At 69.5% G+C, this 16,068-nt stretch carries 9 protein-coding genes; 6 read left to right on the plus strand and 3 right to left on the minus strand.

The features are described 5' to 3' along the window. Positions 1-3: 3 nt before the first annotated feature. Complete coding sequence (locus tag ASC91_RS11310) at positions 4-678, plus strand: glycosyltransferase (RefSeq protein ID WP_056196531.1); 675 nt, start codon at positions 4-6, stop codon at positions 676-678. A 6-nt stretch (positions 679-684) separates the two neighbouring features. On the opposite strand, the gene ASC91_RS11315 is transcribed toward ASC91_RS11310, so the two are convergent. Continuing rightward, the gene (locus tag ASC91_RS11315) at positions 685-1,554 is read right to left on the minus strand and encodes an AraC family transcriptional regulator (protein WP_056196533.1); all 870 of its coding nucleotides are present in this window, start codon (positions 1,552-1,554) and stop codon (positions 685-687) included. 95 nt (positions 1,555-1,649) lie between these two features. Here ASC91_RS11315 and ASC91_RS11320 point away from each other — a divergent pair, with 95 nt between their 5' ends. The 5 genes from ASC91_RS11320 (at position 1,650) to truD (ending at position 6,465) form a co-directional block, all read left to right on the plus strand. After that, positions 1,650-2,867 carry a hypothetical protein gene (locus ASC91_RS11320; protein ID WP_056196536.1) on the plus strand — a complete coding sequence of 406 codons (1,218 nt, stop codon included), beginning with the start codon at positions 1,650-1,652 and terminating at the stop codon, positions 2,865-2,867. Next, entirely contained in the window at positions 2,864-3,925 is a 1,062-nt protein-coding gene (locus ASC91_RS11325) for a hypothetical protein (protein ID WP_056196539.1), read from the plus strand. Before ASC91_RS11320 ends, ASC91_RS11325 begins: the two co-directional genes overlap by 4 nt. A gap of 26 nt (positions 3,926-3,951) precedes the next feature. Then, the gene (locus ASC91_RS11330) at positions 3,952-4,596 is read left to right on the plus strand and encodes a glutathione S-transferase family protein (protein ID WP_056196541.1); all 645 of its coding nucleotides are present in this window, start codon (positions 3,952-3,954) and stop codon (positions 4,594-4,596) included. Positions 4,597-4,781: 185 nt separating this feature from the next. After that, positions 4,782-5,291: a hypothetical protein gene (locus ASC91_RS11335; protein WP_056196544.1), complete on the plus strand. Its 510-nt coding sequence runs from the start codon at positions 4,782-4,784 to the stop codon at positions 5,289-5,291. 160 nt (positions 5,292-5,451) lie between these two features. Then, on the plus strand, positions 5,452-6,465 hold the full coding sequence (truD, locus tag ASC91_RS11340; RefSeq protein ID WP_056196547.1) for a tRNA pseudouridine(13) synthase TruD: 1,014 nt from the start codon (positions 5,452-5,454) through the stop codon (positions 6,463-6,465). A 269-nt stretch (positions 6,466-6,734) separates the two neighbouring features. Here the strand turns inward: truD and ASC91_RS11345 are convergent, their stop codons facing one another. Both ASC91_RS11345 and ASC91_RS11350 read right to left on the minus strand, forming a co-directional pair. Continuing rightward, positions 6,735-11,600: a hypothetical protein gene (locus tag ASC91_RS11345; protein ID WP_157281461.1), complete on the minus strand. Its 4,866-nt coding sequence runs from the start codon at positions 11,598-11,600 to the stop codon at positions 6,735-6,737. A 12-nt stretch (positions 11,601-11,612) separates the two neighbouring features. Continuing rightward, positions 11,613-16,067, minus strand: a complete 4,455-nt coding sequence (locus ASC91_RS11350) for a hypothetical protein (protein ID WP_235531953.1) — start codon at positions 16,065-16,067, stop codon at positions 11,613-11,615. Between the last annotated feature and the right edge of the window lies 1 nt (position 16,068).

Raw genomic sequence — 16,068 nt, forward strand, 5'->3', positions numbered from 1 at the left:
CTCGTGATCGACCTCGTCTGCGCCACCCGCTGCACGCCCGATGAGTTCTGGGGCAAGTCCGCCCTGGGCCTGTCGCTGCGCCGCATGGCCCATGACGACCGCCTGCTGCCGCGCGTCTATTTCGAGAACAGCCGCGGCCTGCCCATCCTCTACAACGAGCGCATCGCTGCCGCCGACGCGGCGCCGGTGCTGGCCTTCATCCACGACGACGTCTGGCTGGACGACTACTTCTTCTACGAGCATGTGATGGCGGCCCTGCACGCCTTCGATGTCATCGGCGTCGCCGGCAACAAGCGCCGCGCGCCGATGCAGCCGTCCTGGGCCTTCCCGACCACCAAGTTCGAATGGGACGACCGCGCCAACCTCAGTGGCATCGTCTCCCACGGTACCGGCCCCTTCGGCCAGATCTCGGCCTTCGGGCCTGTGCCGGCGGAATGCGAACTGCTGGATGGCGTGCTGCTTGCCGCCAGGCGCGACACGCTGCGTGCCAGGCAGGTGGGCTTTGACGAGCGCTTTGACTTCCACTTCTACGACATGGACTTCTGCCGCAGCGCCCGCACCGCCGGCCTGCGCCTGGCCACCTGGCCGATCGCCATCACCCACCAGAGCGAGGGTGGCTTCGGCTCGAACGGCTGGATCGAGAACTACAAGAAGTACATCGGCAAGTGGGGCGAGTAGGCCCGCTCAGGCTTCGAGAGAGATCTCTCGACAGCCCGTGCCCCTGAGTCTGCGCGGCGAGCAGCCGAATTCGCGACGGAAGGCCTTGTTGAAATTTGACAGGTCGGCCCAGCCGGTGTCGTAGGCCACATCCGTCACCGGCCGGCGGGTGTCGCGCAGCAGGCTCAACGCATGCATCAGCCTCGTGCGCATCAGGTACTGGTGCGGCGTCACGCCGATGGACTGGCGAAACACGCGCAGCAGATGGAAAGGGCTGAGGCCGGCGACCTGGGCCACCTCATCAAGGGTCAGCGCCTCGGCGCTGCGTGTCTCGATGCAATGCGCTGCCGCGCGGGCACGCTCATCCTGTCGTGGCAAGGCGGCCGGGGCTTCGCCATCGATCAGGGCGCGATGCACCTGCGACACGATGGCCAGGGTGGCTTCCTCCAGCGCGAAACCCTCGTCGCCGCCGGTGTCCAGCCCCTGGAAGAGGGCGGCGACCCGCGGCAGCGGCGGCAGGCAGGCCCGTGAGAAGCGATTCGCCGCCTTGGCGACACCGAGGGCGCCCAGCGTTTGCTCGAGCAGGTCTGGCGACAGTGACAGCACCGTGCAGTCGTCACCCGAGCCATCACTGTCCTCGTGCGAGCAGGCATAGCCCTCGCCGACATTGCCCAGCATCAACCAGCCGGCGTTGAGCAGGGCGCCACCGGCCCGCGTGCGATAGGTGAACTGGCCGCGGTCCACCAGCGTGATCGAGAAGGCCGGATGCTCCTCGTCGACCGCCCGCTCGCCCCGGCCGGCGCGGCACTGGCAATGCATCAGCCGCAGCCCGGCACCGCGCTGCAGCGGGCGGTAGCGGCGCTCGGCCTCGGCCGGGGAGTGCGGGGGCAGGGACATCGGCGCATCGTAGGAGGGCGGATGTGCAGAAGCTGTCAGCAGGCATCGCAGTTTTTGCCAAGTTTTCTGCGGCGGCCTTCCCTAGGCTGCGTGCCATGAAAAACCTCCTCACCCTCCTCTCTCGCTCCGTCTGGCTGGCCGCACTCGCCACGGCACCCGCCTTCGCCGCCGACCACCTCGACACGCCCACCGTCATCGCCGACCCGGCTGCGGACATTGGCGATCTCTTCGCCTGGACCTCGGCTGACGGCAAGCGGCTCAATCTCGTCATGGACATCGTCGGCAAACGCTTTTCCGACCAGGTCCAGTATGTTTTCCACGTCGACAGCGGCCAGGCCCTGGGCCGCACCTCGGCCACCACCCGCCTGGTCTGCCAGTTCGACGCCGCGGGCGCCGCCAGTTGCTGGGCCGGCCGCGCCGATCGCCTGCAGGGCGACGTCAGCAGCCCACAGGGCCTGGCAGGTCGGGGCGGGCGCTTTCGCGTCTTCGCCGGCCTGCGCGACGCCCCCTACTTCAACAACGTGCGCGGCACGCGCAGCGCCTTGAATGCCGCTGGTGCTGCCATCCAGGCTGGCCAGGCACCGCAGGACGCCAGCGGCTTTCGCCGCTTCGATGCCGAGACGCTCAAACGCCTTCCCCAGCTCTGGGGCCAAACTCAGGGCGGCCCGGCGCGCAACTTCCTGGCGGGGTGGACGACCTCGGCCATCGTTGTCTCGGTTGACCTCGACCTCGTCAAAACCGGCGGCCCGCTGCTGGCCGTGTGGGGCCGCAGCGAGCGCCGCCAGCTCGCGCCGGCCAATGAACCACCGCCGCCCGGCGCACCCATCGACCGCATGGGCCGCGCGCTGACCGGCAACGCCCTGCTGGCCACCGTCGGCGAGGAAGACATCGCCAACCTGCTGAAGGAGGCCTACAACCGCGCCGACCCCGCCGGCTGGCCAGGCTTTGCCACCGAGATCGGCCGCAACCTGGCGCTGTATGACAGCTTCGATGGCGTGGCCGGCAACCAGTGGCTGGCCGATGCGCAGGACGCGACGCCCGGTCGCTACAAGCGCTTGGCCGAGCTGCTGGCCGACGACCGCCTCTGGGTCGACAGCCGGCAGACGCGCTGCCTGCATTACCTCGCCGTCGAGCGCAGCGCCTTGGGGGCGCCGCCACTGGCGGACTGCGGTGGTCGCACGCCGCTGCAGAACGTCAATGCCGTGTTCCGCTCGCTGCTGATCCGCGGCACGCCAGATGTCGCCGACGACGGTGTCACGCAGGACGACCACGAGCACTCCACCACAGCTTTCCCCTTCCTGTCCGCGCCATGAACCGCAACACGCTTGTCGCCCTGGCCATTGCCGTTCTCTCAGGGTGCGCCGCGCCGCCAGCCACCACCACCCTGGGCAGCATCGCGCTGATCAATCTTGACGACCAGCTGCGGCGCCAAGCCGACGATCCAGCAGCGCTCGACCTGTGGCTGCTGCGCCTGCAGTTCCTGGCGGACTACCGTGTGCTGGACCGCGCCGCCGATTTGACCGAGGTGAGGGCCGGCAGTGCCGCAGACCACCTGCAGCGGGCCCGGGCCCGCATGGCCGCCCACCGCTTTGCCGACGCGCAAGCGGACCTCGACGCCGCTGGCGCCACGCCTGCCCAGCGTGCTGCGTTGCTGGTGGCCACTGGCCGTGCCGCAGAAGCCTTACCCGCGTTGCACGCTGAGGCCGAGCGCCGGCCGGGCTTTCCCAGCCACTGCGCGCTGGCCCGCGGCGTGGCCGCCGTCGGTCGCCTGGAGGACGCCGACCGGCTTTATGCCCGGGCCCTGCGCGAGCTGGACACCACCTTGCCCTTTCCGGCCGCCGCCGTTGCCTTCGCTCGCGGCCTGATGTGGGCCGAGCAGGGCGGCGACCCGGCGCGGGGTGCGGCCTTCTACGCCGAGGCCCTGCGGCTGCTGCCCGACTACGCGGCGGCCGGCATCCACCTCGCCGAGATCGAGCTGGCGCGCGGCAATGAGGCCGCGGCAGAGGCCCGGCTGCTGCATGTCGTCATTCACACCGATGAGCCCGAGGCCATGGCACTGCTGGGAGCGCTGCATGCGCGCCAGGGCGAGGTGGCACGCGGCCAGGACGAGATCGATGGGGCGCGCCGCCGTTTTGAGGCTCTGCTGGCCCGCCATCCAACCGCCTTCGCCGACCATGCGGCCGAGTTCTACCTCGGCGCGGGCCGCGACCCGCAGCGCGCCTGGATCTGGGCCCAGGCCAATCTGCGCGAACGCCCGACGCGGCGCGCCTACGAGCTGGCCATCCGCGCGGCCGAAGCGACGGGGCGTGTGGGCGAGGCGCTTGCCCTGCGTCAGCAAATGAACGCCCGTCACGCACCGCGGGCCGCCTAGGCTCGAATGTCAACGAAGGAATCCACATGCTCAGGCTCTATGGCTTTTCCAAGGTCAACGCCGGCGCGCGGGGCCATACCCGCGACCTGCGTGTGCTGTGGGCACTCGAAGAGATGCAACTGCCCTTCGAGATCGCCGGCATGGACCACCCGGCACATGACCTGAACACCGATGCCTATCGCCGGCTCAGCCCCTTCGAGCAGATCCCCGCCATCGACGACGACGGGCTGATGCTGTCCGAATCTGCCGCCATCCTTGTTCACCTGGCAAAGAAGTCAGGCCGGCTGATCCCCGGTGATCGCGCTGGTGAGGCCCAGGTGCTGCGCTGGTGTTTTGCGGCGATGAACACGGTCGAGATGCCGCTGCTCGCCCTGATGGTGCTCGACTGGACGGCGGACGGCAGCTGCGGCAAGCACCGCGAGTTCCTGGTGGGCTGGGTACACCGGGTGTTGACGAACCTCGAACGCTGGCTCGCCGGCCGCGAGTTCGTCGCGACCGAGGCATTCACCATCGCCGACATCCTGATGGCGCATGTGCTCGTTTCGGGCATCAAGGACCAGGCATTGATGGCACCCTATGCGGGCCTCGCGGCCTATCGGGACCGCTGCCTGGCCCGGCCTGCCTGGAAACGGACCCAGGAGGCCTACTTCGCGCGGGTTGAGGCGGGGTAGAACCGCCGCCGGCAGCGCTTGGGACCCGGCAACCTCGCTTGCGCCGGCATGATGGCTGACACTCCGCTTGAACCCGCTCGCCCAGGCGTGCGGCTCGGCCTCAACGCCAGATATCAACAAGAGACATCCACTTGCGCCTCCAGTCTGTGCCTCTCCATGCCCGTGCCATTGCACTCACCGCGTCCATGCTGGCAAGCAGCGCCCTGGCGCAAACGCCCGCGGCGCATGGCACCACGCAGAAGAACGACCCCTTCGTCGCCCAGGCCGAAGCTGCCTATGTGAGCCATTTGGCGGCCGAAAAGGCGGGTGACGTGGCTCTCTACAAGCAGACCCGGGCCAAGGGCGCCATCGATGAAACGGTGGCCAACCTGCGCCAGCGCGGGGCCTCCGAAAAGGACTTGTCCGCCGCCCTGAAGCGCGGGGCGCCGTACTCCACGTCGCTGGACGGCTACCGCTTCCTCAAGGCCGACGGCGTGGGTGGCGCGGGGCGGCTGTTCTATCGCAAGGATTGGAAGAACGGCGACATGGAGATGGTGGACTTCCTGGGCTACGTCACCCGCTGGGAGGACGGTCGCTGGAAGGTGGACTGCGTCATCAACGCCACCGGTACCAAGCTGGGCATGGGCTCGGCCGGCAAGCTGCAGGAGCGCACGGTGGACGAGGTGACCGAGCATCGGTGCCTGGCGTTGAAGTGAGGCTGGGTCAGTCGGTGGCACTTCCGCTCCTGGCCGGTCCGTGAGTTGACGTCGCCGCCCGGAAGCCGCCTGTCGTAGCGCGGGAGAGAATCGCAGTCTGGACTGCCCCTGGTCGGCTGGACAGCCAATCCCTATCCACAGCTGTGCCGTCAGACCGCTCATGACCGACGCTCAATACACGATCTTGCCGCAGTGGCCCAACGCTTATCCGGCCAGCGGCGCCAGCGCCACCCTGAAACTCCTCAACGAGGATTTCATCGTGACCGAACTGCCGCTGCAGCTGCCCTGCGGTGAGGGCGAACACATCTGGCTGGACATCGAAAAGAACGGTGCCAACACCGCCTTCGTCGCCCAGCAGCTGGCCGAGGCCGCTGGCGTTCAAGAAAGGGATGTGGGCTATGCCGGCCTCAAGGACCGCTACGCCATCACCCGTCAGTGGTTCAGCATCTACTTGCCGAAGGGTGAGACGCCCGACCTGACCCTGCTTCAGCACCCGGAATTCAAGGTGCTGAGTCAGAGCCGCCACGTGAAAAAGCTGCGCCGCGGTGATCTGCAGGGCAACCGATTCCGCATCGTGCTGCGTGACGTGGCCGGCGACCGCGACGCCATGGAGGCCAATCTCAAGGCCGTTGCGTCACATGGCGCGCCCAACTACTTCGGCGCTCAGCGTTTCGGCCATGACGGCGGCAACGTCGAACAGGGCCGGGCCATGCTGGCGCGGGAAATCCGCGTGCGCAACCCGAAGAAGAAGGGCATCTACCTGTCGGCGGTGCGCTCCTTCGTCTTCAATGAAGCGCTGGCGCTGCGAATTCAGCAGGGACTCTGGGGCAAGACCCTGCCCGGTGACGTGATGGACGAGGCGGGCCGGCCCACCGGACCGCTCTGGGGACGGGGCCGCGTGATCACCACCGATCAAGCGCAGGCCCTGGAGAACGGCGTGGCTGAACGTCACGCCACCTTGTGCGACGGCATGGAACACGCCGGTCTGGATCAGGAGCGCCGCGCCCTGGTGGCCAGGCCGGTGGAAATGTCATGGGAATGGCCGCAAGCCAACCAACTGGTGCTCACGTTCTCTTTGCCCGCCGGGAATTACGCCACTTCCGTTCTGAACGAAATCCTCCGCACCACGGAGCCTGACCGGCACACAGAGAACGAGTCTGCGGCTGTCGAATGACGGTGTCCTCACCTCGGGCCGTCACGGGGTTGCCGTTCACGAGTACGGGCCGGTGCTGATCGTCAGCGAGCAGCAGCCCGATCACACCCACTGGTGCACCGGCACATGCGAGATGACGCGATCCACCAGTTGCGCCGCGCCATCGGGCGCCCGCCAGGACCGCCGGCCGATGGCTTGCCCGGTGCGGTGAGCCCCATGGTCCAGAACAAAGACTCGCCGAACCGCGCGGGCTTGCTTTTCGACTTCAGCCGCCCCGCGATGCCCTCCGTTCAGACCTCGAACGCCTCCGCATACGTCAGCCTCTCCTCCACCACCAGCTTGCGCCAGGTCGCGTTGCGCGGGTCGGGGACGGTCTTGTCGGTGTAGAAGCGCTCGAACTCGCGCAGCAGCACGCGGTAGCGCCAGCCGCTGGCCAGGGTCGGCAGGGACCCTGTGTGGGACCAGATGGGAGGATCGAAGAGCGGGCCGATCGGGCCGATGGGACCAATCGGTCCGATTGGGCCAACAGGGCCGACGACGACGTCCCTCACCAGGCCGGGGACGGGCTTGAGCTGCTCCAGGCGGTCGAAACGCAGCGTCTCGCCGCCGCGGGTGGTACGCACGACGGTCTCTGCGGCGCGCTTGGGCGCTGGCGCCTCCAGGGCCTTGAGGGCCAGGGAGCGCGACGCAGCGTCGCCGCCGACGAGTTGGCCGCCCAGCACCTGCACGTCCTGCCAGCCGATGTCGCCATCGAAGTCGAGGGACTGGCGCTGCAGCACGGCCTCCATGCGGTTGCGCCCGTCTTCGAGGTGGGTGCCGGTGAAGTCGGAGATGACCGAGGCATTGGCGAGCGGGGACTCGGCCTGGCCACCGGTGTTGAGCCGGCGCATCGGCCCGCGCTTGGCGGCCGAACCGTAGACGTCGAGCTGCACAGTGTTGCGCTCGCGCTTGATGATCGCGACGCGGCGCGGCAGCACCTGGGCGAAGTCGCACAGCACCGTACGGGAGACCTTGGCCTCGGCCAGGGCATGGGGCTGGAAGCGCACCAGTGACAGCCGCACGAAGGGCATGTAGCTGAAGCCGGTGTTGAGCTCGATGTCGCAGTACCAGAGCTTGCGCTGCTTGTCGAAGTAGACGCGGTGGCCCGCGACGGTGGCCGGCTGGCCGTCCTCCAGCAGCAGCACCTGCTCGGTGCGCACGGCCGCGCCGAAGGCATCGGCGTTGGCCACGTCACCGGCGTTTGCCGAATCCCACAGCGGGTCGCGCCCCCACTGGGTCAGGTAGGGGATGCGCTCGGCGGGCAGGTCGGCGAACTTGCCGTCGTTGGGCTGCAGCACCACGCCCAGCAGCTCGCCGTTGCCGGACGAGAACCAGGGCCGCTCGAGATACACGCGCAGGCCGTTGCCCAGCCGCGTGCTGCGGTCGCGCACGCTGCGGTCCCAGCGGAAGGTGGGCACGACGTAGAGCACCTGGGGGATGTCGGGTGGGCTGGTCGAGCGGATGACGGTGCCGACCGTGCCGCCGGTGCCCACGTCGGCGATGGGCGCGCCGGCGTCCTTGGCCTCGCCCAGCAGGGTGTGGGCCTGGATCTGCACGCGGTCGGTCTCGACGATGGGGCCGTCGCGCGTGATGCGCTCGGTTTTAGCGAACAGGGAGGGCGGCAGATATTCGCGGAAGCGTGTGGTGGCGCGCAGGCGGTAGCGCACGAAGCGGAACTTGGTGTCGCCGAACTCGTGGCGGTTGCCCGGCACGGCGGGGTGCTTGGCCAGGTCGGCCGGCGTCAGCTGGCCGCCCACCGGCGTGAAGGCCGTCTGCTCGGCCACCGCCTGCTCCAGCGTGAAGCGGTTGCCGTGCATCTCCGCGAGGCGGATCTCGCTCAGCACGGCCTCGTGAGGCACGCGCTTGGGGCCGGGGTCGGCCGGGTCGTCGGCCAGCGGATCGTCGACCCACTCCTCCCACTCGCCGACGATCTCGAACTTGCCGGTGCTCGGGCCATGCAGGAGGACGGCGCGGGCCTGCAGGTCGGCGTGCTGCCAGCCGGCCTGACGGTCCACGCTGGCTTTCTCGACGCGCGGCTCGCACACCGGTTGCTGCGTGGCGTGCACGAAGGTCAGGTCGCGCCAGGGCGTGAGCATCCAGTTGACGCCGGCCAGGGCCTGGGCCTGCAGCCGCTGCACGCCCGCCGTGCTGGGCTGCCAGAACGGCAGCGCGAGGTGGCCCACCAGCTCGTCGTGCACGAAGCTGGCGTAGCGCAGCCGGGCGACGTGGCCCTTGGGCAGGAAGAGGCGCAGGAGGCCCTTGTTGAAGTCCCACTTGGGCGCGTCGGGCACGGTGAAGTCGTCGCCGCAGGGCGGCGTGGCCACCTCGCCGGGCTGCTCGTGCAACTGCAGGCGCAGGCTGCGGGTGTCGTCGGGCCAACTCTTGGCCAGGGCGCCGTTGGAAGGGTCGCGATCGAAGTCGAGCAGCAGGATGAGGCGGTCCTTGTGGTCGTCCAGGAACACCGCGCGGGCGCCCTTGTCGAGCACATAGCCGTGCAGGCCCGGCGCCAACTGCACCAGGGGTTTGCCCACGATCCAGGCGCTCAACCCGGGCACACCTTCGATGGCGACGCCGCCGCTGGCCGGGTCGGGCAGGTAGGGCACGGGCACGATGGCCTCGCGGTGCACCAGGTACTGGCCTGCCGCGAAGCGGTCCTTGGTGTCGTCAGCCTGCTCGGGCGGCGCAATCGGCCCGCCCTGCACGGTCGCCGCCAGGGCGGCCTTGGCGGGCGTCACGAGCTCGATGGTGGCGCCCGGCACGGGGTGCAGCAGGCTGCCGTTCTCGCGTGCCGCGACCGCGTAGCCGGCCTTGATGCGCGCTGGCGTGGCGCCGCTGGCACTGCCTATTGCCGAGTCGAACATGCCATGCAGCTCGCACTGCTGCTGCGAACTCTTGGGCGGCACGATGTGGCGGTCGCTGCTGTTGCCGTATTCGAAGTCGGGGTTGTCGTAGAAGCCGGACAGCTCCCCCTGGATCTGCGCCACATAGCCCGCGGCATCCTTGTCGTAGTTGGTGCGCAGCACCTGCCGCTCCAGCGACTCGCCTTCGCTGACCTTGGCCGCCAGCACCAGGGCCGGCGGGTCCACCGGTTCGAAGCGGCCATAGGCCAGCGGTTCGCTGGCCTGCTCGTCGGCGCCCGGTTCGTCCAGCGCCAGGCTGTTGCCGGCAAGGTCCACCAGGCGGGCCCGCATGCGATAGCGCCGGCCGAAGCGCAGCCGCGGCAGGCTGCCCTTCACGGGCACAACAGCCACGGCCATGCCGTTGCCGTGCGTGGCCGTGTCGGTGGGCGTGTCCACGACCTCCTCGGTCTGCAGGTGCGTGCCGGGCGTCGTCACGCTGCGTAGCGTGCGCCCCGGGCGCGGCGCGGCCAGGCTCCAGCCGGTCCAGCGGAACAGGGTCTCGTGCAGATACTGGTCGTCCGGCGCCCCGGGCGAGGCGGTGGCGGAAGCACCCTTCACATGCCCCTCGTCGGCCGGCAGGTCCACCGCCCGCTCGGGCAGCGCGCCACGGGCCAGCGCGCGAAAAGCGCCCTGGCGCTGCACCAGGCTGCGCCACCTGGGGTCGGCGGCGTCCCAGGCATCGATGCGGTAGCCGCGCAGCACGTCCTCGGCGAACAGCGTCACCGCGGCCGCGGCCGCGCCGCCGGCCTTGATGGCGGCGTTGTTGAGCGCCGCAGTGGCGGCATTGATGCCCACACTGCCCGCGCGGCCGTGGCGTGACACGCCGATGCCGCCGGAGCGCAGGTTGGCCACCGGCTGGCGGTCGCCGGTCGTGTAGGTGACGGCACCGTGCGCGCCCATCTCCAGGTGCTTGGCGACGAGGTTCTGCGCCGTCAGCAGGAAGTTGACGGTCTTCAGCGACGCGCCGTCGGGGTCGACCTGGTAGATGTCGAAGGGGCTACGCGCCTGCAGGTAGTTGTCGTTGGCGCCGACGAGGCGCAGCAGGCCGTCGGCATGATCAGCCGTGCGCTCGCGCACGACGAAGCGCTTGCGCGTGGCCGTGAAGGCCGTCCACGGGCGCTGGCTGTCGCCGATGGTTCCGCGGACGATGCGCAGCTGCATGAAGCCCGCGGCGGCCGACGCACCGGCCGCGGTGACGAGGGCATCCAGCAGGTCGTTCTTCTCCAGCACGAAGTCGATCACCAACCCCAGGCGGCGCATCAGGTGGGGGTGGTCGCCATAGCTGGCGATGCGTTGGTGGAAGTCGTAGTCCGGCTCGACCGGCGAGGCCTCCACGCCGGTGAAGCCGGGGCGGCGCATGGCCTTCTGCGCGGCGGTCGGCACGCGGCGGTTGTAGTAGCGGTCGCTCTGCCACAGCGCGTACTCGCCGGGGCCGCTGAACTGCTCCATCAGCTGGGCGCGCTTCTCTCGGTCGGCCGGGTCAGTGGCGATGCTGCCGTTGCGGATCAGCGCGGGGTCTTCCCACTGCGGCGGCAGCGCGCGCAGGCGGAAGGTGGTGGTGCCGCCCTTTTGCCCCGGCAGCCGGGCCGGCGCGGGGATGCAGCTGTTGGCGTTGAAGACGCCGCCGTCGATGGCGCGGTCATGGACCCGCGAGTTGCCCTTCAGCGCATGGAAGCGCCCGAAGCCGGGGAAGGGGACCTCGATGGTGCGATTGCCGAAGTCCTGCTTCAGCGTGCGCGTGCCGAGGTCGGTGAGCAGGCCCTTGAGGGCTGGGTCGGCTGCGCGCCAGGGCAGCAGCACGGGGTGGTCGCCATCGCCCGCCGTCTGCGCGAGCGCGGTGTAGTGCTGGCGCAGCAGGCCCAGCACGCTGCGCACCGGGTAGGAGCGCAGGTTCTTGGCCGAGATGTCCATGAAGGTGAAGGGCGCCACCGGCAGGTCGGCCGGGAAGAGCTGCTTCCACAGCGCGCTGTCGGGCTTGAGCTCGGGCGCCGCGACAAAGGGCTGCAGCGGCACGGCGCCGTTGGGCAGCACCAGTTCCAGTTTCAGCCCAGCCGCCGTGCTGGGCCAGTCGGCCCAGGGCTGCCAGGCGGGGTTGCCCAGCAGGCGCTCCGCCGTGCTGCCGGGCTCCAGCCGGGGCGAGATGACGACGGAGACGCACCAGCGTCCGCCGCGTTGGCCGTTGGGAAGCACCGTCCAAAGAAGCGTTTGTTTTGCCATGTTGTCGCTCCTTCAGGCGAAGGCCTCGCAGTAGTCACGCCAGCCGTAGCGCGTGCTGTCGTCGATGGCAGCCAGCTCGGCGGCCAGCGCGAGCGTCGGGTCGGCCGACAGGCCCAGCAACTGCCGCAGCGTCGGGTCGCCGTTGCTGCCGGCGAACTTCTTCTCGCAGCTGATCGTCACGCTGCCCGAGAAGATGAACACCTCGATCTCGATGGTCAGCGTCGCCTTGCCCACCGCCTTGCCGGTCTCGAACTCGTAGCGCAGCTCGAGGTAGAGCTCCAGCGACGCGGTGATCAGGCCCAGCACGTCCACATGGCCTTCGAGGCGGAAATAGCCCGTCAGGCTCGCCGCATCGGCCTCCATGCGGAAGTAGATGCCGGCCATGACCGACACGCCGCCCGAGGCGACGCCGAAATCGATGCTGATGGCGGCGCCGAACTCGAAGGCCGCCTCCAGGATCTGCACGCCCTTGGGGTCCAGCGTGATGCCGAAGAAGCCACCGCCGCCGAACACATAGACCGTCAGGTGGAAGGGCTGCTCGCGGGTGCAGAAGTTGAAGCGCACCGACAGCGGCTGGCCGATGAAGGGCACCGTGAAGCCTGCGCCGAGGCTGACGTTGCTGAGGTTGAGCACGCCGCAGGTGATGGCGGGCAGGGCCACGTCGAAGCCGGCGTCGATGCCTTGGGCCGTGATGTCCAGGTAAGGCGGGTCGGAGAAGCCGTCGAGCGGGATCAGGTCGCGCAGCGTCTCGACAAAGGACAGCGGGCCGACGAACTTGATGCCCGACAGCATCACGTCGACGTTCATCTTGGCGCTGCTGTCGACGCTGAACTCGATCTTCTCGAAGTTCAGCTCGATGAAGCTGGCCGGTGCGATCAGCACCAGGTCGAAGTGGTGCAGGCCGCACAGCACCTGGATCTTCGGCGCGCCGCCGCTCTTCTTCATGCGCGCCTCGACGGCAACGATGAAGGCGTGCTTGTCGTGCACGACGAAGAGCGGTGAGGCCGGGTCGAAGCCCCAGCTCTTGATCTCGGGCTTCCAGTCGAAGCGCACGACGAGTTCCTCGCCGAGCAGGTTCTCCAGCATCTGCAGCAAGGGGCCTACCGCGCCCAGGCCGTCTTCCACCACGCCCAGGATGTCGAGCAGGGTTTTGCGCGGCGGCCCTTCGAGCAGCGGGAAGGCGGCGACGTCGCCCTTCACCGCGCCCAGCGCGTTCTTGACGGCCTCCACCTTGGGTGCCAGCTCGGCGGGCTTGGTGATCAGCTCGCCCAGGGACTGGCCTGCGGCCGGGTTGTCCAGCAGGTTCTTCAGCGCATCGAACAGCGTCTTGCCGTGGCCGACGAGGCCGGCGATGAGCTTGATGGAGTCCAGCACCGTGAGGGCCTGGGCCACCACGGCGTTGACCTGCTGGCGATAGCCCGCGGGGATGACCGTCGAAGCCTGGACGGTGTTCTTCAGGTCGACCAGCTTGGCGCGCAGCGCGCCATTGCCCTGGGGCGCGTCGAGGGCGTCGGCGAGGTTGATGCCGGCCAGCGGGTTGGCGGCGTCCAGGCTCTTGCTGCCCAGGTTGTCCAGCTGCGCCTTGACGCTGTCCAGCGTGGCGAGCAGCGTGTTGACCTTGGCGGTGATGGGCGCCAGCTGCGCCGCGCCGAAGGCGGCCGCCTGCTGCAGCAGGTCGTTGATGGTGCCCTTGACGACGTCGAGCGCCGCGCTGCCCAGCGTGCCGGGCTGGGAAGCGAGGCTGCTGATGAACTGGTACAGCCGCATCAGGTCGTTGAAGAAGGCCTCGACCTTGGTGCCGGCCTCGGAGGCGAACTTGGGCGCCTTGTCGATGTTGTCGAAGAGCTGGGTGATGTCGTGGATCACCGCGCTCAGCGGGATGCAGCCGAACAGCAGCGGCAGCGGCAGGTCGCCCGCGCCGCCGGGCGGGAAGAAGTTGGTCGCCTTGATCTGGCCGCCCACCACGTCGGCGACATTGCCGGCCGCCGGCCCGAGCGAGCGCGACAACGCCGACGGGCTGAGGTTGGGCATGACGAAGCCGCCGCTGCGGTCACCCTGCTTGGAGAAGTCCAGCCGCCCCATGCCGGCGCGCTCCACCACCTCGGCAAACACCTCGCCCTTGTTGACGCCCGGGTCGAAGCCGCTTTGCAGATAGGTCGTGTTCCAGCGCAGTCGGTTGAAGCCGTCGGAGCCGGTCAGCTGGGCCATTGCGCCGATGCGCGCCTTCAGCCGCGACACGCGCGGGTAGAACATGGGCTTGAGCAGGTCCGGCGTGAAGGACTTGAAGGCCTTGAACGAGGTGCTCGTGGCGACCGTGGACGGCACATGGGCGTCGAAGGTCAGGTGGGCCACCTCCACCGCCGTGTCGCCGGGCTTGCTGCTCAGCGCGAGCGTGACGCGCTGGCGCTTGAGCTGGGCGGTGGCGCGCTCGGTGCCCTGCGGGTCGTCCACCGCATCGGCGATCTGAAACTTGCGCCAGCCGGTGAGTGCGCGGTTGGCCGTGTCCGCCGCGCCGCCGGTGCCTGAATGCTTGGGCACGAGCTTGTTGCCGACCTTGTCCCGGGGGCTGGCCATGGTGTTGGACATGAAGATCAGCGGCAGCTCGAACTGCACCTCGCGCCCGTCCAGGTCGGTACCGGCCATGCGGAAGGGGAAGGGCGTCGGCGAGTCGCCCGGGCCCGTGGCGGGCCAGAAGAGCAACTGGCCCAGGCCCGGCTCGACCTGGGTCTTGATGGGCTGCGCGAGGTCGGGCGTCACCGTCGTCAGCATGCGCACCGAGGTGAAGGGCAGCTCGTGCTCGACGGTGGCGTCCCCGGCGCCGAAGGGGCGCAACGTGGACGCGTCGTCGTAGTGCTTGATCTTCTCGCGCACGATCATGAACATGCGCTGGCGCAGATAGGCCGGGTTGCCCGGCAGCTTGTGGAACTTGCGCTCGCTGACCTTGATGAGCACCGCGCGGTGGCCGAAGGGGAAGAGCACGCCGCGGTAGACGACGCGCACATAGTGGTCGCGCCCCTGCGTGGCCTGGTGCACCCAGCTCTCCACATCCAGCCCCGGCGGCTCCCAGTCGCCGCGGCTGTCGAGCCAGGCGCCCTGGCTGGACAGCATCAGCAGCCGCGTGTCGATGGGCTGGGGCTCGTAGTTCGTCATCGAGAAGTTCGACGACAGGTGGGTGATCTGGTAGCGGTCGTAGTCCGACAGCGCCGTCTCGCTGGTGACGAAGGGGTTGCCCGCGTCGGGCCCCGGCAGCTCCGTGAAGCCGGATGGGAAGGCCGACTGCATCGCCTTCTGGCCCCAGCCCGTGGTGGCCCAGACGGCGCGCACCGTGCGCCCCGCATCAGGGGCCGGCGAGTCCACACCCGCGGGGCCGAGCAGCCGCGTGTGCCACAGCTCGGTGTGGCCGGAGTAGGGCGACGTGGCCGCCTTGGTGGCATGCCGCCAATGCTCGCCGTCGTGCGGCGAGATGATGAGCCGCCAGGGCAGTTCGATCGCCGTCTGGGTGCTGGTGGGCAGCGCGGGTTTGGGCAGCACGCGCCTGACCGGCGGGACCTCCACGATCACCGCGTCGGGCAGCGTGGCCTGGCTGCCGATCACATCGCCCAGGCGCCGGCGCAGCGTCGCCTGGGCGGCCTCACCGCCGCGGCGAGCGATCTGCGTCTGGCGCAGGCTGAAGGCGTTGAGTGCCGGCCCGGTGAGGCCGACCATGGCTTGCACCGGCAGAAGGGTGGTCGCCGTGATGCTGGTCGCCTTGGCTTTGGTCTTGGTGGTCACCACCACCCCTGCGGCCCGCTGCCAGCGCGGCCACAGTTCCAGCACGCGGCGCTGCGCCGGGCGCGGCAGCGCGCCGGGTGGCACGCGCATGTCCAGCGTGCGGATGGCGCCCAGCAGCCCGTCCAGCGTGTAGGGGCACTCGAAGCCGGCGGGCCACTCGAACACGACGCGCGACTCGTTGGCCGCGCGGGCGCGGATGGGCGGCGGATCGACGTCGTTGTCCGGCACCACCGCCGAGGGCGCGGGCTTGCCGTCGAGCGGCGGCGGCATGTCCGGCGTTCCGGTGCCCGCGGCCTGCTGCTCGAAGAACACCTCCTCGGCAATGGACTGCGGCGGATGGTGGACGATCAGCGAGGCGGCGCCGCTGCCGCTGGCGGCGAGCACGGGCGGTTTGCTGCCCGGCTTGCGGGTGACGTTGACAAGCTCGATGCGCAGCGCGACGAGGTCGTCAGGCCGCACCACCGCATCGCCGGGGCGGCTGCCGCTGAACAGGTTGCCGACGTACTCGATGGCGTGGGGGATGGGCCCCGGCGTGATGATGATGGGCGGTGGGGTCGGGCCGACCACGATGGGCGGCGCGACCGGGCCGACCACGACCTCGCCGATCCTGGCCGCCGCACGGGGCCCGATGGCACGGCCCTTCACCGGCTTCGTGACCGGCTTCCTGGCCTGCTTCTTCGCCTGCTTCTCCGCCATG

Origin of the sequence: Pelomonas sp. Root1237 (genome assembly GCF_001425055.1) — a bacterium.
Lineage (GTDB): Bacteria > Pseudomonadota > Gammaproteobacteria > Burkholderiales > Burkholderiaceae_C > Pelomonas.

Bases quoted from the DNA above. Each gene is read 5' to 3' on its own strand.
- ASC91_RS11315 (WP_056196533.1), bottom strand. From the start codon at position 1,554: ATGTCCCTGCCCCCGCACTCCCCGGCCGAGGCCGAGCGCCGCTACCGC.
- ASC91_RS11320 (WP_056196536.1), top strand. From the start codon at position 1,650: ATGAAAAACCTCCTCACCCTCCTCTCTCGCTCCGTCTGGCTGGCCGCA.
- ASC91_RS11325 (WP_056196539.1), top strand. From the start codon at position 2,864: ATGAACCGCAACACGCTTGTCGCCCTGGCCATTGCCGTTCTCTCAGGG.
- ASC91_RS11330 (WP_056196541.1), top strand. From the start codon at position 3,952: ATGCTCAGGCTCTATGGCTTTTCCAAGGTCAACGCCGGCGCGCGGGGC.
- ASC91_RS11335 (WP_056196544.1), top strand. From the start codon at position 4,782: ATGCTGGCAAGCAGCGCCCTGGCGCAAACGCCCGCGGCGCATGGCACC.
- truD (WP_056196547.1), top strand. From the start codon at position 5,452: ATGACCGACGCTCAATACACGATCTTGCCGCAGTGGCCCAACGCTTAT.
- ASC91_RS11345 (WP_157281461.1), bottom strand. From the start codon at position 11,600: ATGGCAAAACAAACGCTTCTTTGGACGGTGCTTCCCAACGGCCAACGC.
- ASC91_RS11350 (WP_235531953.1), bottom strand. From the start codon at position 16,067: ATGGCGGAGAAGCAGGCGAAGAAGCAGGCCAGGAAGCCGGTCACGAAG.